This is a genomic window from Pseudomonas putida, assembly GCF_009883635.2.
Lineage (GTDB): Bacteria > Pseudomonadota > Gammaproteobacteria > Pseudomonadales > Pseudomonadaceae > Aquipseudomonas > Aquipseudomonas putida_W.
Genome location: NZ_CP026115.2, coordinates 3,452,031 through 3,473,582, shown reverse-complemented (window position 1 = coordinate 3,473,582; position 21,552 = coordinate 3,452,031). Strand labels below are relative to the sequence as shown.

The following is a 21,552-nucleotide window of genomic DNA, read 5'->3' as shown; positions in this document are numbered from 1 at the left end:
AGAGGCTCGCAAGCGCGTGATACAGCAGGCGCGGGGCAAAATACAATTGACCTGAAGTCAAAAATACGCAGCGCATTATTGCCGTAGAATCGTTTCACCTCCCTACTTTCGTGAGAATCGATCCATGAGCGAGCAGCACGCATTCATCCTCAAGGCCAAGACCCGCCCGGAAATGGCCGAAGCGTTCGAAACCCTGTTCCGCGCCTACGTCGAACCCAGCCGCCAGGAACCCGGCTGCATCGAATACCACATGCTGCGCGACCAGCAGGACCCGAGCCTGTTCGTGTTCTATGAGGTGTGGGCCGACAAGGCTGCGCTGGATGTGCACTCGGCACTGCCGCACATGGTCGCGTTCTTCGAAAAGCGCATGGACTACCTGGAGCGCGATTTCGACATCCAGCCGATCGTGATGCTCAGCGCCTCTTCCGCTAACCGTTGATCAGCAGATGGCCGCCCAGCGCGGCCAGGCCAATGAAGAAGCAGCGCTTGAACAGCGCTGCACTGATGCGCTGGCGCAGCCACTGGCCAGCAAGCATGCCCACCAAGGCCGGCGCCAGCATCACCAGTGATGCGCCCAATGCTTGCCCACCCAAGGCATCCTGGCCAGCCAGGCCACCGGCCAGCGCCAAGGTCGAAACGGTGAACGAAAGGCCCAGTGCCTGAATCATCTCGTCGCGGCTCAGGCCCAGGCTCTGCAGGTAAGGCACCGCTGGCATCACGAAGACACCCGTGGCCGCAGTGACCACACCCGTCACCAGCCCGCAGACCGGCCCCAGCCACCCTTCCCGCTCGGGCGCCAGTCGCAGGGCGGGGCCTGCCAGCCCATAGAGCGCATAGATCACCAGCGCCGCCCCCAATGCATGCACCGCCCACGGCCCGCTGTCGATACCCAGCCAGACACTGCCAAGCAACGTCCCGACAAAGATCATCGCCAGCATCGGCCCAAGCCTGCGCAGCAGTGCCGGCAGATGCCCACCGGCCGCGAGTTGCCAGAGGTTGGTGAGCGTCGAAGGCACGATCAATAGCGCCGCAGCCTGCGCCGGTGGCATAGCCAGCCCCAGCAGGCCCATGGCGATGGTAGGCAGGCCCAGGCCGATCACCCCTTTGACCGCACCGGCGATCAGGAAGGTGATGACCACCAACAGCGTCAGTGCCGGGCCGATGTTCTGGTAAAAAGCGATCAAAGTATTCATGGCCACCATGATGGCGCTCGGCGGCTGGACTGAAAATCTGCCATATACTCAGCCAGACTCTTGTCAGGACAGAGGCAGATGCATTTCGACCTGATCGACCTCCGGCTTTTCCAGCACATCGCCGAATGCGGCAACATCACCGCCGGCGCCCGCCGCAGCCATCTTTCGCTGCCAGCGGCCAGTGCGCGCATCCGCGCGATGGAAGCGTCGCTTGGTACGCCGTTGCTTGGGCGCAACCGCCGTGGCGTGCAGCCAACACCGGCCGGGCAGGCGCTGTTGCAACATGCACGGCTGATCGGCCAGCAAGTCGAGCGCCTGCAGTTTGACCTGGCCCAGTACGCGCGTGGCCAGCAAGGCCAGGTGCGGCTAGTGTGCAACACGGCGGCGCTGACCGAGTACCTGCCGGAGCTGCTGGCCAGTTACCTTGCCGACAACCCTGGGATCAGCATCGACGTGCAGGAGCTGCCGAGCCTGCGCATCGTGCAATCGATCACCCAGGGCATGGCTGACCTGGGCATCATTTCCACCGCCGCGCCCAGCGCACATCTGCAGACCTTGCCGTTTCGCGATGATCCGCTGGTGCTGGTAACACCTCTGGGTCATCCCCTCGCCGCAGAGCCCGCCCCGAGCTTTGTCGACTGCCTTGCCCATGGCCATGTCGGGCTGGGGGTGAACAGTGCCCTGGCGTTATACCTGGAGGAACAGGCCCTGCGCGAAGGCCACCGCATGCAGGTACGGGTGCGGGCCGAAGGGTTTGACGGGGTGATACGCATGGTTGCTAGTGGTGCCGGTATCGGCGTGGTGCCGCTGGCATCGGTGCAGCGCTGGAAGGGCGTGTTGCCGATGCATTGGGTGGCATTGCGAGAGGGCTGGGCCAACCGGCGGTTACTGTTATGTGCCCGGGATTTTGCCGGGTTACCGGGCTATGCGGCGGGGTTGGTTGAGCGATTGATCCCGACCTGAACGTTCATCGCCACCTGAACTGCCCCATACGCGGGTAAAGCTCGTGCAATTCACAACCGTCCATAGCCCGCCTGCATAATCAGGATTTGTAATATGGCCTTCGATTCCTCGCACTTGCAGGAGCATCTCATCGTCAGCAACCAACCCTTCAAAATGCAGCGCAAAGGCCTCCAGAACATTCTCCAGAGCCTGCACGATAGTTGGCCCGGCAGAAAAACAGCCAGGTACATCAGGCACGGTTACTTCGTAATCCGAATGGACATCTTTGTGCAGTACGACGGGGATTTTCACTGCGTGCCTCAGTCGATGTTTGAATTGCAACGTAGTACACATACCCCACAATCGTTTGGCTAGCAGATGGTTAAACGTGCTTCGTAGGCCTTAACTGACCGCCTCGTAGGAAATGTAATTTTAATCTTACACCCCCGAGATCGGCGACATCACCCTGGAGGTCAACGCCCTGGCATAGCGCGGGGAGGCAGCTGGACGTCGAGCCCAGGCAACTGCTGCTTGGCGGATGGCCCTATGGTGACGAGTCATTCAGCCAGTCACCAGGAGTTGTGCCATGTCCGATTTCATCACCGTCCTGCGCGAAACCTGCCCGACGCCGGTCGTGGACGCCACCAAGTGGAAGCGCATCGGCGGCGATCCGCACACCGTCAACCTCAACGCCTACCTGTCGGCCGACGGCAGCAAGATCATGGGCACCTGGATCTGCACCCCGGGCAAGTTCGAGGTCAACTACGAGAAGTGGGAGTTCTGCCACTTCCTCGATGGCTACTGCATCATCACCCCGGAAGGCGAAGAGCCGAAGCACCTGAAAGCGGGTGACGTGTTCGTGATCGAACCGGGGATGAAAGGTACCTGGGAAGTGGTCGAGACCGTGCGCAAGTATTTCGTCTTCGCCTGATTTTTTGCCAGAGCGATGCAGGCCCTGTGGAAAACGTGAAACTTCTTACAGGGCCATCACTATGTTGAACACCGGTAGCAAAAATAGCAAAACAGCCATAAACCCATTGAACCTCAGCAACATCTTCTGACATTTACCCTCAGTTTGACCCCGCTATTTGTAGTCCTTTTCTGAATTGCGCCACACCACCCCATATGGTATTGCCCTCGCACTCTCCCAGACCTAGCCTGCGCTGATCGCCCGAATCGCCGGGCAGCATTGCCCATCCAAAACAATGTCAAGGAGAGATAAGCATGGCTTTCGACGCCTACATTCAGATCGACAGTATTCCAGGCGAAGCACTGGACGAAAAATACAGTAAATGGATTGAAGTGCTGGGCTATGACTTTGGCGTCAGCCAAAGTACATCTGCCACTGCCAGTTCCGCAGGTGGCGCAACATCGGGCAGGACCTCCGTCACCAACTTCACTTTCACCAAGTACCTCGACAGTGCCAGTTGCAAACTGATGGAAGCCAGTTGCACAGGCCAGCATCTGAAAGAAGTGAAGCTCGCCCTCTGCCGTGCTGGTGGCGACAAACTAAGGTACTTCGAAATCATCCTTGAAGAAGTGATCATCGCCGAGTATTCGCAGGCCGTGGACACAGGAGTGCCACTAGAAGTGGTGCAACTCAATTACGGGCGGATCAAGACCACTTACACCCAGCAGCGCCGCCACGATGGCAGTGGCGGCGGTAATATCGCCGGGGGCTGGGACCGTATCGGCAATAGAAAATACGCGTGAGGGTGCTGCCATGTCTGAAGCCCGCGCGTACCTCAATCTCAAGTTGCAAAACTATCACAGGCTGAAATCTGACCTGGCGCTGAGCGGTCATGCCTTGGAGAAGTTTGATGTACTGAATTCACACATTGCCAATACGGTGGTCCGTAGCGGTGAACTTATCATCATCGGCGATCCCACTACGGCTTCCTGCACCAGCCAGGAAGCCTGGATGATGAGGCAGGCGACAATTGCGCACCTAGGGCTGATGCGCAACGGCCAAGGTGTGGATAACTTTTTCCTGGACAATTTCGAAACCTTGAAAAGCCTTATCGCGCATGCATCCATGGGTGCTGGAGTGGTTAGTGAAGGGTGGAGCAAGCACCTGAAAGCTATCGAGGCCACCTTGATGGATATCGAGAAGCTACATCAACAGCACCTCGGGTCAGGGAACATGGCGGCTCGTGATCAGTTCTATGCAAAGCGTTCCGCCTTATTTAGGAGACTGGATGAACAATTAGGAAAGCTGGGCGCTTATGGTTCCGGCCTAAGAAACCAAGGTTCGATCAAACGGACATTGGGGATATCGACCAAGAGCTACATGCATACTGGTGAGATTGCAGGGTATGCCAACAAAGTCTCAGGCGTGGCGACAGCTGCTAATTTGATAAAGAAAGGAACGTATGTTGGGATTGCGTTAGACGTCGCTGCTACGGGTCTGGAGATACATAAAGCCTGTACGCTCGGACGCGAGGAGGAATGCTTAAAGGCGCATTATGTCGAGATTAGCTCATTGGTGCTGGGTTTAGGGACTACGACTGCTGGGGCATACGGTGGCAAACTTCTTCTTGGCGGTGCTTGCAGCGTGGTTTTTGGCGTGGCTACAGGTGGAACCGGAGCACTCGCTTGCGGGATATTCGGCGGTACAATAGGGGGGGTGGCAGGCGGCAAGCTTGGGAGCAAAGCAGGAGCCAAAGCGGGGGAACTTCTATATGAGGTAATCACGAAATGACAATCGTGCACTTAACTTTTCTAGTGTACTCCCTGGCATTCGCCACCTTAACTTTCTTGAACCTTGCAATAACAATATTCATAGCCCATCGTAAAATCGATTACATTGAGGGATTTTTATTGAATTGCGATGCAGTAATCGGCGAGAGAAAATTATGGCTACATGCCGGTCTGATGGGGAAAGTCATACGACTGAACAATATTTCATTCATTCTTCTTTGCCCCAAAATTTACACTTACAGAAAACTTATCAATATCGAAGAAATCAATAAGCTACCTTCAAAAATCAAGTTTCCTCTCATCGGCATAGGTATTGCTAATACGGTATCATTTATTGCACTGGTAGGGTTAGGCGTTTTTATGCATTACTTGCCACCCTTGGCTAAATAATGCTTAAAACATCGCAGTACGGGCACCCTCCCCTCTGGTGCGCAGTTACAGAGGGAAGGCCGCCCGGCCCGCGATGAAGTCCTCGCTCGTCAATCCTTCTTGCGGTAACCCTCGACGATCGCCGAAAAGTCCTTGCCGCCGTCACCGCGCAGGCTCATGGCCTGATACAACTGCTGGGCCACGGCGCCAAGGATCACAGGCTGGTGCGCCTGACGCGCAGCCTCGGTAGCCAGCCCCAGGTCCTTGAGCATCAGTTCGGCGCCAAACCCACCGGTATACCCACGCGAGGCGGGTGCGGTCTCGATGATGCCCGGCCACGGGTTGTAGGTATCGGAGCTCCAGCAACGCCCGGTCGAGCTGTTGATGATCCCCGCCAGTACCTTGGTGTCGATACCCAGTGCATTGCCCAGGGCCATGGCCTCGGAGACGCCGATCATCGAGATGCCCAGCAGCAGGTTGTTGCAGATCTTGGCGATCTGCCCGGTACCCACCTCACCGCAGTGCACGATGTTGCGGCCCATCTGCTCCAGCACCGGCTTGAGCGTGGCGAACAGCTCGGCGCTGGCGCCGACCATGAAAGTCAGGGTGCCAGCTGCGGCGCCGCCGGTACCCCCGGACACCGGCGCATCGCCCATGTCCACACCCTTGGCCGCAGCGGCCTTGGACACATCACGCGCGGTCTGCGGGTCGATGGTGCTGCAATCCAAAGTCGGCGTGCCTGGGCGAATGCCCGCCAGCACACCGTCGTCTTCGTTGAGGTACACGGCGCGCACATGGGCCGCCGCCGGCAGCATGGTGATCACCAGCTCGCTGCTGGCCGCCGCGTCCCGGGGCGAAGCGCTGACCTGCCCGCCCAGTTCGGCGAGCTCGGCCAGCACGGTCTTGTTCAGATCGAACAGGTTCAGCTGGTGCCCGGCCTTGATCAGGTTGCGGGCCATGGGTGCGCCCATGTTGCCCAGGCCGATGAATGCGATACGCATGACGAGCTCCTTAGCGCAGGCTGATGGTGGTGTTCACACCGTCGTTGACGCTGTCGTCATCGAACCAGCGGGCGGTGACGGTCTTGGTCTGAGTGTAGAACTGCACCACCTGCTTGCCGTACGGGCCGAGGTCGCCGAGCTTGGAACCGCGCGAGCCGGTGAAGCTGAAGAACGGTACCGGTACCGGGATCGGGATGTTGATACCGACCTGGCCGATGTCGATCTCGCTCTGGAACTTGCGCGCCGCCGCGCCGCTCTGGGTGAACAGGCCAGTGCCGTTGCCGAACGGGTTGGCGTTGACCAGGGCGATGGCTTCGTCGAGGGTGTCCACTTCCAGGGTCACCAGCACCGGGCCGAAGATTTCCTGGGTGTATACCTGCATGTCGGTCTTCACCCCGGAAAACAGGGTCGGGCCGACGAAGTTGCCTTGCTCGTAGCCCGGCACCTTCACGCCACGGCCATCGAGTTCGAGCTTGGCGCCTTCCTGGATGCCGCTTTCGATCAGGCCCAGCACCCGCTCCTTGGCGCGCTTGGAAACCACAGGGCCAACATCGGTGCCCGGCTCGCAACCGGCATTGACCTTGAGCTTGCTCGCCGCGTCCTTGATGTCCGGCAGCCAGTCACGCGCCTTGCCCACCAGCACCGCCACCGAGGTAGCCATGCAGCGCTGGCCTGCTGCGCCGAAGGCGGCACCGACTAGGGCGTTGACGGTTTGCGTGCGGTTGGCGTCGGGCAGCACCACGGCGTGGTTCTTCGCGCCCATCATCGACTGCACGCGCTTGCCGTGCTGGCTGGCCAAGTTATACACGTGGGTGCCGACTTCGGTGGAGCCAACGAAGGAAATCGCCTTGATGTCCTGGTGGGTGCAGATCGCATCCACCACCTGCTTGCCGCCATGCACAACGTTCAGCACACCGGCAGGCACTCCGGCTTCCAGCGCCAGCTCGACCAGCAGCATGGTCGACAGCGGGTCCTGCTCGGAGGGTTTGAGAACGAAGGTGTTGCCGCAGACGATGGCCATCGGGAACATCCACAGCGGGATCATCGCCGGGAAGTTGAACGGGGTGATGCCAGCGCACACACCGATCGGCTGGCGCAGGGTGTAGGTGTCCACGCCACCGGCAACGTTCTCGGCGAACTCGCCCATCTGCAGGGTGCCGATGGAGGCCGCATGCTCGACCACTTCCAGGCCGCGGAAGATGTCGCCTTCGGCGTCGGCGAGGGTCTTGCCCTGCTCGGCGCTGAGGACCTGGGCGATGCGCTTGGTGTGTTCGCGGATCAGCGCCTGCAGCTTGAGCATGATGCGCATGCGTGCCCCGATCGGGGTGTCACGCCAAGTCTTGAAGGCGCGCTGGCCAGCGGCCACGGCGGCATCCACTTCTTCGACGGTGGCGAACGGTACCCGCGCCAGCACCTCTTGGGTGGCCGGGTTGACGATATCGCGCCATTCGCTGGTTTTCGACTCGACCCACTGGCCGTCGATCAGCAGCTTGACCTGCTCGACCTTGGTCTTGTCAGGGGATTGTGGTGCGTTCATCTGCGTTCTCCTTGGAATTATTGTCAGGACGAGATCGCCAGCGCCGGGCAAATACGAGGTGGCGCCTTGGGGCTTTTTTCGAGTATAGATGTGCAAACATCCAACAAGAACGCACAAAAAAACCGGATCAACATGCAAAAAGACCTGACCTCCCTCAGTGCGCTGAACTGGGACGACCTGAAGTTCTTCCTCGAAGTGGCGCGCACGCGCAAGGCCAGCAGCGCGGCCAAACGCCTGGCCGTCGACTACACCACGGTGTCGCGGCGCATCAGCTCGCTGGAGGGGGCGTTGGGCACACTGCTGTTCGAAAAGTCACGCACCAACGGCTTCGTCCTGACCGCCGAGGGACAACGCCTGCTGGGCTACGCGGAGTCGATCGAGAGCACCTTGCACATGGCCTGCGAGCAGGTCTCCGGCTCCGGCGTGGCGCTGTCGGGGCATGTGCGTATGGGCTGCACCGAGGGCTTCGGCAGCTTCTTCGTCACCCCGCAATTGAGCCACTTCGTCGATGCCTACCCGGCGATCTCGGTGGATATCCTGCCGCTGCCGCACTTCATCAGCCTGTCCAAACGCGAGGCAGACATCGTCATCGCCCTGGAACGGCCGGAGCATGGGCCTTATGTGTGCTGCAAGCTGTGTGACTACCGGTTACGTCTGTATGCGACCCAGGACTACCTCGACAGCCATGCACCGATCCGCCAGGTCAGCGACGTGGCGAGCCACCCGTTCATCAGTTATGTGGACGACCTGGCGTTCAGCTCGGAGCTGCTGTACCTGGCCAACCTGATTCCCAATGCCAATGCGCATTTACGCAGCACCAGCGTCATTGCCCAGTACACGGCAGCGCTGCAGGGGCGCGGGTTGGCGATCTTGCCGTGCTTCCTGGCAGCGCAGGACTCGCGGCTGGTGACGGTGTTGCCGGAAGAGATCGAGGTGACGCGGCAGTTCTGGATGTATTGCCGGGAGGACTTGCGCAAGTTGAAGCGGATTACCCTGTTGTGGGATTACATCCGTGGGGTGACCGAGGCGAATGCGCCGTTGTTGATGGGCGAGACGCGCGAGATGCGCTTTGCATGAACGCTGAAAATCTAAAGACGATCCCCTCTGATCCAAAACTTCAGATTTTTCCCGTTGTTTGTAGTCCATTTCTGAATTAGCTTCCTACCGCCCTTGGGCCATTGCGGTGGTGTTCTCGGCGGAATAGTGTGGCCCTGTCGTTGCCAAAACAGCGACCGGGCCTGCAAGCCCGTCCAGAGCAAAAATGTCGATCACCGATAGCCAATGGCATGCCATTGCGCGCGCTTGATGGTGGCTGCGTACGGGAGGTTTTCGAACCTGCCGGATTTTTGCTCTCTGCCGGTCTTGCAGACCCGTACGTGGCCGCCACCCATCACACTGCAAGTCATGAGTGGCGGCTCTAGCTAACCCATAGAGAGTGCCACCATGCTAAAGATCGTTCCCGATCCACCCCACGATATTCATTCCCTTGAAGACACGCTGATCCAGGCCACCGACTATGCGCTGTGTGCGGCGACAGTGGTGCATCAGGCGTTGCTGCTGCAGCCCAAGTCACCGGCGTCGATCCTGATGATGACCTCGATGCATGAGATGGAGGCGCTGCGAGCCTTGCTCGAATCGGCGTTGATCCAGGTGCAGATGCCCACTGGGCCTCGGACTTTGCACTGAGGCTCAGGTGATGTACTGCCTGGACCGGCCTCTTCGCGGGACAAGCTTGTCCCGCGAAGAGGCCCGGCCAGGCAATGGAAATTTCAGGGAGATTGAACAATGACCACAGACAACACCCAATGCACCGTCGGCAAGACCACCTTCTTCCAAGGTGAAAACCAGACCCACCCGCTGTTCCGCATCGAACCCGGCATTCCTTGCCAGGATGCCCGTGAACAGGCCTCGGAACTGATGGGCTATGTGCGCGAGCTGACCATCCTCGGCCTGATGGACGAGAAACCGATGATGATCTGGGCTTCTCATTATCTGAGCGCAATGGCCAAGGCGCTGATGGACGACGCCGAGATGGGCATGAGGCATTGATGGGCCAAGCCTGATAGCGCATCACGGCCACCAGTTGTTCGCCGACAGATGTGCAGCGCCTATCAGATCGAGCGCCACGCGGGCGGCGCTCGGTATATGTCAATAAGACGCGACCACGATCGACACCCGGCGGTTCTCGGTCCGCCCGGCGCTGGTGCGGTTGTCCGCCACCGGCTGTGTGCTGCCCAGCCCACGGGTACGAATGTTCTGCGCCAGCATGCCAACATCGATCAACACCTTGGCCACACTCTGCGCACGCCGCTCGGACAACTGCTGGTTGTACGCCGCCTTGCCCGAAGCATCGGCGTGGCCGTCGACCCGCACACCCTGAATGCCCACGCCCAGCAAGGCCTTGCCGATCCGCTCGACAATCGCCTGGCTCGGGCCATTGAGGCTGTCCAGGTCGCTGCCGAACAACACCTTGCCCGACAGGTCGAACGCCCAGCCCTCGTCGGTGGGGGCAAAGCCTTCGCGCTTGAGCACGGCAATCTGCTCGGCGGTCAGCCCTTTGGGGGGCGTGCTCTGGCACCCTGTCAACGCCAGCATAGCCAGCAACATCACGACAAACGAAAAACGCAAACGCTGTATCACGGTTCAACTCCTGTTCCTGAAATCGGCGGCGGACCGTTCCGTCTGCGCCGCTTGCCACTGGCCACGGCGCTTGCGCTTGGCCTGGTACATCGCCGCATCTGCGGCATTGAGGAGGCTGGCAGGGTCACTGCCATCATCCGGGTAATAGGCGATACCGACGCTCAGCGAGGTGATGAGGCTCTCGCCGCCATCGAGCAGCATTGGCAGTTGCATGCTGGCGATGATTTTCTCGGCGATGCGCTCGGCATCCTCGCGCGAGTGCAGCGGGGTCAGCAGCACGGCAAACTCGTCACCGCCCAGGCGGGCCACCAGGTCGTGCTCGCGCAGTTGCGCACGCACGCGGTCAGCCACGTTGATCAGCACTTCGTCGCCCACGGCATGGCCGAGGCTGTCGTTGATCTGCTTGAAGTGGTCACTGTCGAGGAACAGCAACGCGAGATGGTCCTGCTGCCGCGCGGCGTTGCGCAGGCTGCGGCTGAGGCGGCCTTCGAAGAACGCACGGTTGGGCAGGCCGGTGAGGCTGTCGTGGCTGGCCTGGTGGGCCAGGGTCGCGTTCTCGTTCTGCAGGTGGCCGTGCCAGACCTCCAGTTCATCGAGCAGGGCATTGAAGTCGTTGCCCAACTCGTTGAGCTCGGCAATGGGCGCTTCCGGCACCCGGCGGTCGAAACTGCGTTCGCGACGTGCGGCGTGGGCGACGCTGGCCAGGGCGCGCAGGGGGCGGACGATGTCGCCGAGCATGCGCTGCGACAGATACAAGGCAACAAAGGCACTGAGGACCGTGCAGAACAGGATGCCGCCAAGGCCGCTGAGCAAGAACAGCAGCAGGCTGCGGCCTTGCCCGATCAGTTCGATATGCCCGACCTTCTGCTGCTGGTGCATGATTGGCAGGTTGATCGGCTCATCCAGCAATGCCGTCGCCACTTGGGCCTCCAGGTGCCCAAGCACGCCCTCATCGGTGCGCTGCCAATGCGCCAGTTGCTCACCGTCGTTGTTGAAGACCTTGGCGTCGGCCACTTCTTCGGTCTTGGCGATCAGCTCCAGCGCCTCATTGGCCGCAACGCTGTCGTCGAACACCACGGCAGCTTCGACGGTGTAATTGATCGAACGGGCGATCAGGTGCAAGTTGTGGTTGGCATAGACACGCAGGGCCAGCACGCCGAGCAGGGTCAGCGAAATACCGGCCAGGCCCACCGCCATCAGGGCCACGCTGAGGTGGCCACGGCCGAGCACCGAGCGCAAGGTCGGGCGCACTCGGGCCTTCGTTGCCGAGCGCTTCATGGCAGCGCTCCGCGGCGCCGTGACAGCTGCAACACGCTTGGGTGGATACGCACGCCGGAACGCGCCACGGAGTCGAGGTTGACCTCGAAAGCCACCTGCTGATCACCGACGCGCAGGCAGAACAGGCTACCGACCGTGCACGGATCGTCGGCTTCGCTGATGCTCAGTACCGGGTGGCCAGTGATGGCCTGGAACAGACGATCACGCTGGGCATCGTCGAGCTTGCCGATGTACACGGCATCACAGGCCTGTGCGACCTGCCGGTCGTCGGCCAGCAGGCGCCGTACCTGCAAGGGTTGGCCGGAGTTCTGCACACTGCCCTTGATCAGATCGTCGGCGTATTCGGTGGGGCCCACCAGGCACATGCGCAAGGGCACTGGCTCGGTCGGCCAGCGCGCATAGCTGAGGATACCAAGGACTACCTGAGTCACCGCCCTGGCACGCTGTTGGGCCTGTGCGGAGGTTGCCGAACCGTCCGCCTGGACAGGGCCGGGCAATAGCGACAGGGCAACTAGCAGTACCGAAAGCGCACAGCCTGTCAACCGCTCCCTGGCGCCTGTCATGTGAGAATTCTCTCAAAATCCTGTCTGAAGTCGGCGCAACGATAGCACAACGCTGGCTCTCTGTAGGAGCGTCAAACCTGCTCGAGCATCAGGCCGGAAATACGCCGTACCTTGCGCAGCACCGCTTCCTCGAAAATGCCCTGGCGCGGCTCGATCAGACTGAAACAATGCTTGGCCCGGGTGATGCCGGTGTACACCAGTTCCTTGGTCAGCACCGGGTTGAGTGCATCCGGCAGCACCAGCGCGGTGTGGCTGAACTCGGAGCCCTGGGACTTGTGCACGGTCATGGCGTAAACGGTTTCCACCTCGTTTAGGCGGCTGGGCAGGACGAAACGCACCCCTCCACTGCCGTCGTTGCGCGGGAAGGCTACACGCAGCAGCGCTTCACCGTGCTCGTCCGGCAGGCGCAGGGCGATGCCGATGTCACCGTTCATCAAGCCCAAGCCATAGTCGTTGCGCGTGACCAGCACCGGGCGGCCTTCATACCACGGCAGCTGGCTGTCGATTAGCCCGGCATTGTGCAACACCCGCGCCACCCGCACGTTGAGGCCTTCGACCCCCCAGGCACCCTTGCGCACGGCGCACAGCAACTGGAAGTCTTCGAAACTGTGCAGCACTCTGGCAGCCCACTGCTCCCAGCGCGGATCGTCGAATACGGTACCCGGTGCCGGGCGATAGCGGCCAATCGCACGCAAGTAGCTGCGATAGCCCTGAGGCCCTTCATTACCGCGGTTGAGGCCGTCGAGAATCAGGCGGTCGAAGGCCCGATCCTGCTCGCCGCGCAGCGCCAGGCCAAACACGTCTGCTGGCGGCAGGCTCAGCAGATCCCGTGCCGCGTGGGCCTCCTGGCGATTGACCAGGCGCGCCAGCTGGCCGATGCCACTGCCTTCACCAAAACGCCTCGAGAAGCGCAGCATCACCACCTGCTGGGCCAACGGGCTGCGTTGTGCATCGCCGGCTTTCAGGCCACTGGCGGCCAGCGATTGGCCACCGATCTGTTCCAGCCAGGCCTGGGTCGCGGGCGAATAGCAGCCGTCTTCGGCATCCCGGCACAGGTCACCGAGCACAGCGCCAGCCTCGACCGAGGCCAGCTGGTCCTTGTCCCCCAGCAGAATCAGCCGTGCCTTGGGCGGCATAGCCTGCAGCAGGTTGGCCATCATCTCCAGGTCGATCATCGACGCCTCGTCGACCACCAGCACATCCAGCGGCAGCGGGTTGCCGGCGTGGTGACGGAAGTGCCTGGAGCCGGGGCGGCTGCCGAGCAGGCGGTGCACGGTGCTGACGTCGGTGGGTATCTGCCCGCGCACCTCGGCGCTCACCTGCAACCGCTCGACCTGCTGGCCGATGGATTCTGTCAGGCGTGCGGCGGCCTTGCCGGTCGGCGCGGCCAGGCGAATGCGCAGCGGCCTGCCCTGCTCCACCGCAGGCGCCTGCAGCAGCGCCAGCAAGCGCACCACCGTGGTGGTCTTGCCGGTACCCGGGCCGCCAGTGATGATGCTGAAGCCTGCGCGGGTGGCCAAGGCGCAGGCGAGTTTCTGCCAGTCCACCTGGCCTGCCAGGGCACCTTCGTCGAACAGCTGCGCCAGGCGCGCGGGCAGGTCGGCCGGGGCCGCTTCGTCCTGGATCAGGCGTTGGCGCAGGATCTGGTCGATCTGCCGCTCGTAGCTCCAGTAGCGACGCAAGTACAGGCGCTGGCCGCTGAGCACCAGCGGGCGCGCGTGCTGGCCTGGCGTGTCGCCGGCAGCCACCAGCGGGCTGGCGGCAATGCGTTGCAGCCAGGTGGGCAAGCCGAGGTTGGCCAGCAACTGCGAGGGCAACAACAGCGGGCCGGTCAGAGCATCGCCTTCCGGCGGCAGCGACAGCGCGAAATCGGGCTCGGCAAGGGTCTGTTGCAGGTCGAGGCAGACATGCCCGTGGCCCAGCTGGTGGCTGGCCAGGGCTGCCGCCAGCAAGAGCAACGGGTCACTGCCAGGGGCTCGCTCTTCAAGAAAACTGACGAACGCCCGGTCGAGCGCACGCAGCCAGCCCCGCTCGACCCAGCGATCGAGCAACTGCACGAGGTCCGCACTGTTGTGCTGGGGGGCCAGGGCCAGCAGGTGCCCAGCATGCAGTGGCGTAGGCAAGAGATCGTCAAGGGTTCGGCTCATGTCACGGCTCCGGCAAACAGGTCCTGCTGTTCGGGCGCGTTCGCGCCACGGAACAGCGCGTCGAGGGCCTCGATCAGCGCGCGTGGCGGCTTGGCAAAGTACACACCGTGGCCACTGCTGCTGGCGCCGCGCAGGAAGATGAACAGGGCACCGCCGACATGGTGGTCGTAATCATAATCAGGCAGCCGTGCGCGCAACTGGCGATGTAGGGCCAGCAGGTAGAGCACGTATTGCAAGTCGTAGCGGTGTTCGAGGATGGCTTTTTCCATGGCCTGGGTGTCGTAGGCCTGGATGTCCGGGCCGAGCCAGTTGGACTTGTAGTCCGCCACGTAGTAGCGCCCGTCGAGCTCGTAGGCCAGGTCGATGAAACCTTTGAACATGCCGTTGAGCACGGTCGGCTGCGCAGCCGGGCGTGCTGCACCGGGGTGGGTATGCCGGGCCACCAGGCGGTCGAGCTGCTCGGCGTCGACGTTGTGGCTGGCGAACCAGAACTCCATCTCGATCTGGTAATGCTGCAATTGCCCGAGCGTCAGCGAAGCGCCGGCCGGCATAGGCTCGTTGAGCAAGCGCTGCAGCCATTGGCTGAGCGTCGGGATCCAGCCGGCCCAGTCGCGGCGGTTGCAACGCTGGCCAACGGTACGCTCGATGAGCTTGGGATTGCCGGCGACTTCGGCAAAGCCTTCACGGCCGGCCCACTCCAGCAGCCCGTGGAGGAAGGTGCCCGGGTTGGGTCCGCGGGGGAAGCGATGGATGTCACCACCATCGGCAGGCACTTCGCGAATCAGCTGGGTATCGGCCACTTCGTCATCGAGCAGTTGCTGGGCCTGAGAGCTGTCGGCGCCGAGGGTCAGTTCGCCAACGCGCAAGGCACTGTAGGACGCGATCCACCAATGCTCGGCGGCAGCCCGGCGTGGCTTGCGGGCGGGCAACAGCTCATGCTCGGCCTGGGACGCACGGTAGTGCTCATCGCCGGCTTCCGGCAGGGCCGGGCAGGCAATATCCGCGCAGCCTGCCCGCAAGCTCTGCAACCACGCCTTGAGGTGCTCCGAGCCAGCCAGCGCCAGGCCGCCACCGAGCAGGTAGCCAAGCGCCGAGCGGTGCAGCTGTGTGCTCTTCTGGTTGCCGCGTTTGAGGTCGGCGACACCCAGCCAGCAGGCGTACTGGGCACGCGTCAGGGCCACATAGAGCAGGCGCAGGTCTTCGGCCAGGCGCTCCTCGTCGGCCAGGGCGATCTGCGCGGCATCGGGGCTCAGCGTCAGTTGTGCATTGCCTTGGCTATCGTGCCAGGTCAGTGGCAGGCGGCTGCCGTCCACCGGCTTGCTGGTGCAGATGAATGGCAGGTAGACCAAGGGGTATTCCAGGCCCTTGGACTTGTGAATAGTCACCACCTTGACCAGCTGTTCGTCGCTTTCCAGGCGCAGGATCTGCTCTTCGCCCGCTTGGCCGGCGTAGGCCAGGTGCTCGGCCAAGTGACGGATCAACGCCTGTTCACCGTCCAGCTCGCCGGCCGCCTGCTGCAGCAATTCGGCCAGGTGCAGCAGGTTGGTCAGCACGCGTTCGCCATCCGTACGACCGATCAGCATGCGCGGCAGCTCGAAGTCGTGCAGCAAATGCCGCAGCATGGGCAGCACACCCTGGCGCTGCCAGATTTCGCGATAGCGACGGAAGCGCATGACCCAGCCCTCCCACACCCGCTCGTCCTGGTTCAGCTGATCCAGTTCGGCCAGCGACAGCTCCAGAGTCAGGCTGGCCAGTGCGGCCTTGAGCAGGCGCTCGGAATCCGGCTCGGCGCAGGCCTTGAGCCAGGCCAGCAAGTCATGGGCCTCCTGAGCGGCAAATACCGAGTCCTTGTCGGAAAGGTACACACTGCGCACATCGCGGGCGGCTAGCTCACTCCGCACCAGCTGCGCTTCATGGCCATCACGCACCAGAATGGCGATGTCCGAAGGCTGGCACGGGCGCAGTTCGCCCCGGTCATCGCTGAAGCCGGTCACCCCACGTTGGCCACCATTCAACACGGCAACGATATGGCTCGCGCAACTGGCGGCCAGCTGCTGCCGGTAAATCGTGCTGGATACCGGCTCTTCGCTTTCCAGCTGCCAGCATTGCAACGCTGCACACGCCTCGCCTTCGATCAGCAGGCGCTCGCTGCGGCCCTTGGCGCGGACCTCGACGAACGGCAACGGGTTGTCGTCGGCTTCGCGGAACAGGAAGGCACCCTTGCCCTGCGCGCGGGCTTCAGCCTGCAGGAACACCTGGTTGACCGCCGCGACCATTGCCTGGCTGGAGCGGTAGTTGGTGTCCAGGCTGTGCAGGCGGCCAGCAGTGGCACGCCGGGCCGACAGGTAGGTATAGATATCGGCGCCACGGAAGGCGTAGATCGCCTGCTTGGGGTCGCCGATCATGAACAGGCCGGTTTCCGGGTGGTTCTCGCTGATGCGATAGATGCTTTCGAAGATGCCGTACTGGACCGGGTCGGTGTCCTGGAACTCGTCGATCAACGCCACCGGGAACTGCTCACGGATCAGCGCCGCCAGGCGCTCACCCGATTCCGTGCCCAAGGCATGCTGCAGACGCAGCAGCATATCGTCGAAGCCCATTTCGGCACGCCGGCGTTTTTCCAATTCGAAGCGCGCCGCAACCCAGGCCGCTGCGTGTTCGAGCAAACGCGCTTCCGGGCTGACCAGGGCCTGCAGCTGTTGCTGCAGGTTCTGCATGGCATGAAAGGCCGGGTGGTCGGGCGGATCACCCGCTTTCCAGGCTTCGGCCATCCCGCCCGGGGTCAGCCGGTTAAAACCGGTGCCCAGGTCGAGCTCCACCTCTTGTTCATCACTGGCCCAGGTACGCAGTTTCTCGAACCAGGGCTCGAAGTAGCGCGCCTGCAGTTTGCGGCCATCGGCCTGTTTCGCGGCCACGGCGTCGCGGCAGATCTGCTGCAGTTCGTCCGCCCATTGCGCCCAAGGCGCCTTGAGTTGGCACAACTGCTCGACCCGCTGTTGCAGCGCAGTATCGATCAACGCTTGCGGCTCCGCTTCGTCCTGCTGTGCACGCACACGACCGAACAGCGGGCGGATGCGCGGCAGCAGGGCATCGGGGCTGACCCAATGGCTGCGCACCCAGTTCAGCGCTTCGCCATGCATGCCATAGCAGAAGCGCCGCCAGTAATCGCGCATGACCTGGCCGAGCAGGTCGCTGTGGTCGGTTTCCAGGCTTTGGGTAAACAGGCTGCCACTGTCGAAGGCATGCTCACGGAGCATGCGTTGACACCAGCCATGGATGGTCGACACCGCCGCTTCATCCATCCACTGCACAGCGACTTCCAGGCGATTGGCGCAACGTGGCCAGTGCTCTTCGGCATAGTCGTCACGCAGCTGATGCAGCAGCGGGTCGCCACCCTCCAGCTCGCCGCGGAAGAAGCGCGCTGCCTCGGCAAGGCGGGCGCGGATACGCTCGCGCAGCTCCTTGGTGGCAGCATCGGTGAAGGTCACCACCAGAATCTGTGGCGGCAGCAGTTCGCGGCCAAAGCCTTGCTCACCGCCGTGGCCGAGGATCAGGCGCAGGTACAGCGCGGAAATGGTGAACGTCTTGCCCGTGCCGGCACTGGCTTCGATCAACTGACTGCCATGCAGGGGAAAACTCAGTGCCAGGGGGCGGGCCTGGGTCATGCTTCACTCTCCGGATTGCCCTGGGCCTGCCAGGCGGCGCTGAACAGGGGGCGGTACAAGGTTTCACACCAGCCTTCGAAGGTTTCGTCGGCGCTGAGCGCGGCGAAATCGCGGAACTGCCGGGCCAGGGCAACACTTTCGCTGCGCTCACCGAAACTGGTACGGCCATCTCCCTCATAGGCACGGGTGGCGGCTGCCAGGGCCTTGTCCGGATCCTCCTGAGCCAGCCAGGCGAAGGCGGTCTTGGCAGCGACAGGCAGGGGGGCATTCATTGCGGCCTGGCGCGCTACCAGCAGGTGACCCAGTTGTTCGGCAGCCTGAGCCTGTGGCAAAGGGCCGAGCAGCAAGGTGATATCACTGGCCAGCAATGCACTGTGCAGGGGATAACCGGCGGCGCAGGCGGCCAGGTGCATCACCCAGCTGGCAATCAGGCGGTGCCACTTGAGGTTGTTGCGCCCGGCGCTGATGGTGTTGGGCACCGTGGTGATGCTCAACAGGCTTTGATCGTCGGCCTGGTAGACCCGGCCCAGCCAGCCTTCAAGACGGTGCTTTGCATGCTCGAAGTGTATCGGCAGCGCGCCGTCGACCACTGTTGGCCAGCGCTGCAACAGTTGGCGATGACGTTGCAGCAGATCGGGCAGTGGCTGGATCAGTTCGGCTTGCAGCAGTTCGCCGAAACCTGCCAGGGGTAGCATGCCGCAGGCTTGCAGGCGGCGGGCCTGGGCCTGCAGCGCGCGTTCGGCGTTGTCTGGGTCGCTCAGGGCGGCGCCCAGCAGGCTTTCGCTGGCGCTGTAGCGCTGCAAGGCATCGAGGACGAATGGCTCTTCGTCTGGCGTGGGCGCTTCCAGGGCTTCGAAGAACACTTTCAGGCGCTGGCTGAAGAAATGCCGGACGGGGTGACGCAAAAAGTCCTGCAACTGGGTCAGCGTCAGCGCTTCATCGCTGACGTAAGGTGGCAGGCCGAGATCGGGCTGCTCGTCGTCGGTGTTTTGCTGGTGCAGCAATTGCCACTCATGGGCATAGCTGAACAGCGCACTGCCCTTCTGGAAATAGCGCGCGCTGAAAGGCTGTAGCGGGTGCTCCTGGGTCAATGCGTGCAGCAGTTGCTCGCCGTCAGCATCGCCCTTGAGGCGCCAACCGGCAGCCAGGTGATCGCGGAGCTGGCCGATGAGTACCGAGGCTGGTCGCTCACTGTTATCGCGAATGCTGCGGCCCACCCAGCTGATGTAGAGCTGGTCACGTGCAGACAGCAGCGCTTCGAGCAGCAGGTAACGGTCGTCCTCGCGGCGCGAACGATCACCGGGGCGGTAGTCGCTGGCCATCAGGTCGAAGTCCAGCGGCGGCTGGGCACGCGGGTAATCGCCATCGTTCATGCCCAGCAGGCAGACGACGCGGAAAGGAATCGCCCGCATCGGCATCAAGGTGCAGAAATTCACCGAACCGGCGAGAAAACGCTGGGACAGCTTGCCTTCGTCGAGGCCCGACAGCCAGGCCTCACGGATCACCGTGAGTGGCAGTTGGTCTTGCAGGCCTACGGTTTCACAGACTTCAAGCCAGCTATCGCGCAATTCCTGCAGTTGCATCAAAAGGTATTCGTCGTGCTCCTCCTCGGCGAGGAAGAACACCTGTAACAGAGCATTGAGGCGTTCGCCCCACTCGCTGGCCGTGGCGGGCTGGGACAAGGCCTGGTTGGCCACTTCCAGGGCATCGAGCAGCGCGACCAAGGGGCCGATCAAGGCGGCGTCCAGGCCGCCGATTTCATCGTAGGGTTCGATGCCGTCGCAGCCCTCTCCCACGCCCACGGCGTAACCCAGCAGCATGCGCCGCAGACCGAAGCGCCAACTGTTCTGCTCCAGGCCCTGGGGCAACCCGAGGGTGGCACGCTGGTCGGCGTTCAACCCCCAGCGAATGCCCGCGCCTTCGATCCACCGGTGCAGGGTAGGCAGGTCGCTTTCGCGGATGCCAAAACGCGCCCGGACCGCCGGGACGTCGAGCAGGTCGAGCACTTCGCTGACGGCGAAGCGGCTGTCCGGGAGCTTGAGCAGGTGTTCCAGGGCAATCAGCAGGGGGTCGCGCCCACGCTGGCCTTGATCGGTCAGGGTGAACGGAATGTAACGCGGGTCGTTGCGCAGCAGTTGGCCGAACACCGCACGGATATGCGGCGCGTAGGTGTCGATTGCCGGGAGCATGACGATGACGTCACGCGGGCGCAACGTGGGGTCGGCACTGAAGCGGGCCAGTAACTGGTCGTGCAGGATTTCCACTTCGCGCTGCGGGCTATGTGCCACGTGAAAGCGCACGGAACGGTCCTTGGTCACGTCGACCTCAGGCCAACGCTCTCGGGTTTCTGCGAGCGGGCGCAATTCGAGGATATCGTCCTGCAGCTGATTCAGCAGCGTGGTGGGCTGGCCTTCACTGAACAGATCGATGCGCCCGTCGCTGAACACGCCTTGATAGCTACCGGGGTCGTCGTAGCTGTCCAGCAGGTTGATGTAATCGCGGCCTTGCTTGCCCCAGGCAGCCAGCAGTGGGTGGGCGTGTTGATGCAGCGACTCGTCGTCCAACTGCAGGGGCATGCCTTGCTTGCGCTGCTGGCGCTTGTACTGGTGGCGTAGCAGGTCCTTGTCGGCAACGATGTCGGCCCAATGGTGACGGCAAGGGTTGTGAACGCAGAGCAACACCTGGCTGAAACGGGCCAGGCCGGCAAGCGCCTCCAATGCCTGGGCAGGCAACGAAGAAATACCGAACACGATGACCCGCGAAGGGAGCCCGAGGGGTGCGGTTTCCAGGCTGTTGATGCGTTCGATGAAGCGCTGGTGTACCCCTGCCCGGCTCTGCGCCATGCCCTGTTCACCGACATCCTCGAGCAATGCGCGCCACAGTTCGGCCTGCCAGCGGTTACCTGGAGCGAGCGGCTTGCGCTCACCACGAGCGGTATTGAGGATGTGCTCGCCGGCTGCCCAATCCTTGAGCCAGTCGGCGCGGTAGACCTGGTACTGGTCGAACAGGTCGGCCAGGCGCTCGGCCAGCTGATAGCGCTTGCGCAGGTCACTGTCATCGGTGAGGAAGCGGCGCAGCGGCTCGAAATGTGGGCGCTCGATCAGTGCAGGCAACAGGCGCATCAGGCGCCAGGTCAGTGGCGCCTTGTCGAGCAGCGACACTTCGGGGATCTCGTCGCGCCCGAGCACCTTGCGATACAACTGCCACATGAAGCTACCGGGCAGTTGCACATCGATGGCAGCAGCAATACCGCAACCACCCATGTCATCGTCCTGTGGGTCTTCGGCAAGGGCCAGCTTGAGCCATTGGGCAATGCCATTGCTCTGTACCAGGGCAATTTCGTTTTCAAGCGGTGCCAGCGGATAGCGGCGCATCCAACTCACTACCAGGCTGCGCAGGTCGTCCAGGCGGTTGCCGTGGACGATCATGAAACCGGGCTGCAGCGAGGTGGTGTTGGGCATGGAGAAATCCCTGGGAAGAGAATGGGGAACGATATCACGGCTGGCTGCCGATACTG

Annotated in this window: 18 protein-coding genes and 1 pseudogene; 9 read left to right on the top strand and 10 right to left on the bottom strand. The window is 62.3% G+C overall.

Translation table 11 applies throughout. The features are described 5' to 3' along the window. Positions 1–124 precede the first annotated feature (124 nt). Positions 125–439, top strand: coding sequence for a putative quinol monooxygenase (locus C2H86_RS15800; RefSeq protein ID WP_110639467.1), 315 nt, complete (start codon positions 125–127; stop codon positions 437–439). Here the strand turns inward: C2H86_RS15800 and C2H86_RS15795 are convergent. Next, the gene (locus tag C2H86_RS15795) at positions 429–1,193 is read right to left on the bottom strand and encodes a sulfite exporter TauE/SafE family protein (RefSeq protein WP_159408848.1); all 765 of its coding nucleotides are present in this window, start codon (positions 1,191–1,193) and stop codon (positions 429–431) included. The genes C2H86_RS15800 and C2H86_RS15795 overlap by 11 nt on opposite strands. A 78-nt stretch (positions 1,194–1,271) precedes the next feature. On the opposite strand from C2H86_RS15795, the gene C2H86_RS15790 reads away from it, so the two are divergent. Then, positions 1,272–2,156 (top strand): LysR substrate-binding domain-containing protein, encoded by an 885-nt coding sequence (locus tag C2H86_RS15790; RefSeq protein WP_159408847.1) that lies wholly within the window; start codon positions 1,272–1,274, stop codon positions 2,154–2,156. A gap of 48 nt (positions 2,157–2,204) precedes the next feature. Here the strand turns inward: C2H86_RS15790 and C2H86_RS15785 are convergent. Beyond that, positions 2,205–2,489, bottom strand: a pseudogene (locus C2H86_RS15785) (type II toxin-antitoxin system HicB family antitoxin); the annotation flags it as partial. A gap of 232 nt (positions 2,490–2,721) precedes the next feature. Here C2H86_RS15785 and C2H86_RS15780 point away from each other — a divergent pair. The 4 genes from C2H86_RS15780 to C2H86_RS15765 all read left to right on the top strand — a co-directional run bounded on the left by C2H86_RS15780 (position 2,722) and on the right by C2H86_RS15765 (position 5,225). Continuing rightward, positions 2,722–3,066, top strand: a complete 345-nt coding sequence (locus C2H86_RS15780) for a cupin domain-containing protein (protein WP_003258412.1) — start codon at positions 2,722–2,724, stop codon at positions 3,064–3,066. A 293-nt stretch (positions 3,067–3,359) separates the two neighbouring features. Continuing rightward, positions 3,360–3,848, top strand: a complete 489-nt coding sequence (locus C2H86_RS15775) for an Hcp family type VI secretion system effector (protein ID WP_159408845.1) — start codon at positions 3,360–3,362, stop codon at positions 3,846–3,848. A gap of 10 nt (positions 3,849–3,858) precedes the next feature. Continuing rightward, on the top strand, positions 3,859–4,836 hold the full coding sequence (locus C2H86_RS15770) for a hypothetical protein (RefSeq protein ID WP_159408844.1): 978 nt from the start codon (positions 3,859–3,861) through the stop codon (positions 4,834–4,836). Further along, positions 4,833–5,225: a hypothetical protein gene (locus C2H86_RS15765; RefSeq protein WP_159408843.1), complete on the top strand. Its 393-nt coding sequence runs from the start codon at positions 4,833–4,835 to the stop codon at positions 5,223–5,225. Before C2H86_RS15770 ends, C2H86_RS15765 begins: the two co-directional genes overlap by 4 nt. Before the next feature lie 89 nt (positions 5,226–5,314). Here the strand turns inward: C2H86_RS15765 and mmsB are convergent, their stop codons facing one another. Both mmsB and C2H86_RS15755 read right to left on the bottom strand, forming a co-directional pair. Further along, positions 5,315–6,205: a 3-hydroxyisobutyrate dehydrogenase gene (gene mmsB / locus C2H86_RS15760; protein ID WP_159408842.1), complete on the bottom strand. Its 891-nt coding sequence runs from the start codon at positions 6,203–6,205 to the stop codon at positions 5,315–5,317. Between the two features lie 10 nt (positions 6,206–6,215). After that, positions 6,216–7,742 (bottom strand): CoA-acylating methylmalonate-semialdehyde dehydrogenase, encoded by a 1,527-nt coding sequence (locus C2H86_RS15755; RefSeq protein WP_060485581.1) that lies wholly within the window; start codon positions 7,740–7,742, stop codon positions 6,216–6,218. A gap of 132 nt (positions 7,743–7,874) precedes the next feature. Here C2H86_RS15755 and C2H86_RS15750 point away from each other — a divergent pair, with 132 nt between their 5' ends. The 3 genes from C2H86_RS15750 (at position 7,875) to C2H86_RS15740 (ending at position 9,791) form a co-directional block, all read left to right on the top strand. Continuing rightward, positions 7,875–8,819, top strand: coding sequence for a LysR family transcriptional regulator (locus C2H86_RS15750; RefSeq protein WP_159408841.1), 945 nt, complete (start codon positions 7,875–7,877; stop codon positions 8,817–8,819). A gap of 366 nt (positions 8,820–9,185) precedes the next feature. Then, entirely contained in the window at positions 9,186–9,428 is a 243-nt protein-coding gene (locus tag C2H86_RS15745; RefSeq protein WP_159408840.1) for a hypothetical protein, read from the top strand. Positions 9,429–9,527: 99 nt separating this feature from the next. Next, positions 9,528–9,791 carry a DUF3077 domain-containing protein gene (locus C2H86_RS15740; RefSeq protein ID WP_110639478.1) on the top strand — a complete coding sequence of 88 codons (264 nt, stop codon included), beginning with the start codon at positions 9,528–9,530 and terminating at the stop codon, positions 9,789–9,791. A 99-nt stretch (positions 9,792–9,890) separates the two neighbouring features. On the opposite strand, the gene C2H86_RS15735 is transcribed toward C2H86_RS15740, so the two are convergent. From C2H86_RS15735 to recC, 6 genes are all read right to left on the bottom strand, one after another. Beyond that, a complete protein-coding gene (locus C2H86_RS15735; RefSeq protein WP_159408839.1) occupies positions 9,891–10,382 on the bottom strand; it encodes an OmpA family protein in 492 nt (163 codons plus the stop codon). 3 nt (positions 10,383–10,385) lie between these two features. Beyond that, the gene (locus C2H86_RS15730) at positions 10,386–11,660 is read right to left on the bottom strand and encodes a diguanylate cyclase domain-containing protein (protein ID WP_159408838.1); all 1,275 of its coding nucleotides are present in this window, start codon (positions 11,658–11,660) and stop codon (positions 10,386–10,388) included. Next, on the bottom strand, positions 11,657–12,223 hold the full coding sequence (locus C2H86_RS15725; protein ID WP_159408837.1) for a YfiR family protein: 567 nt from the start codon (positions 12,221–12,223) through the stop codon (positions 11,657–11,659). Before C2H86_RS15725 ends, C2H86_RS15730 begins: the two co-directional genes overlap by 4 nt. 71 nt (positions 12,224–12,294) lie before the next feature. Then, positions 12,295–14,370: an exodeoxyribonuclease V subunit alpha gene (gene recD, locus C2H86_RS15720; protein WP_159408836.1), complete on the bottom strand. Its 2,076-nt coding sequence runs from the start codon at positions 14,368–14,370 to the stop codon at positions 12,295–12,297. After that, positions 14,367–18,035, bottom strand: a complete 3,669-nt coding sequence (gene recB, locus C2H86_RS15715; protein WP_159408835.1) for an exodeoxyribonuclease V subunit beta — start codon at positions 18,033–18,035, stop codon at positions 14,367–14,369. Before recB ends, recD begins: the two co-directional genes overlap by 4 nt. Continuing rightward, positions 18,032–21,496 (bottom strand): exodeoxyribonuclease V subunit gamma, encoded by a 3,465-nt coding sequence (gene recC, locus C2H86_RS15710; RefSeq protein ID WP_159408834.1) that lies wholly within the window; start codon positions 21,494–21,496, stop codon positions 18,032–18,034. Before recC ends, recB begins: the two co-directional genes overlap by 4 nt. Between the last annotated feature and the right edge of the window lie 56 nt (positions 21,497–21,552).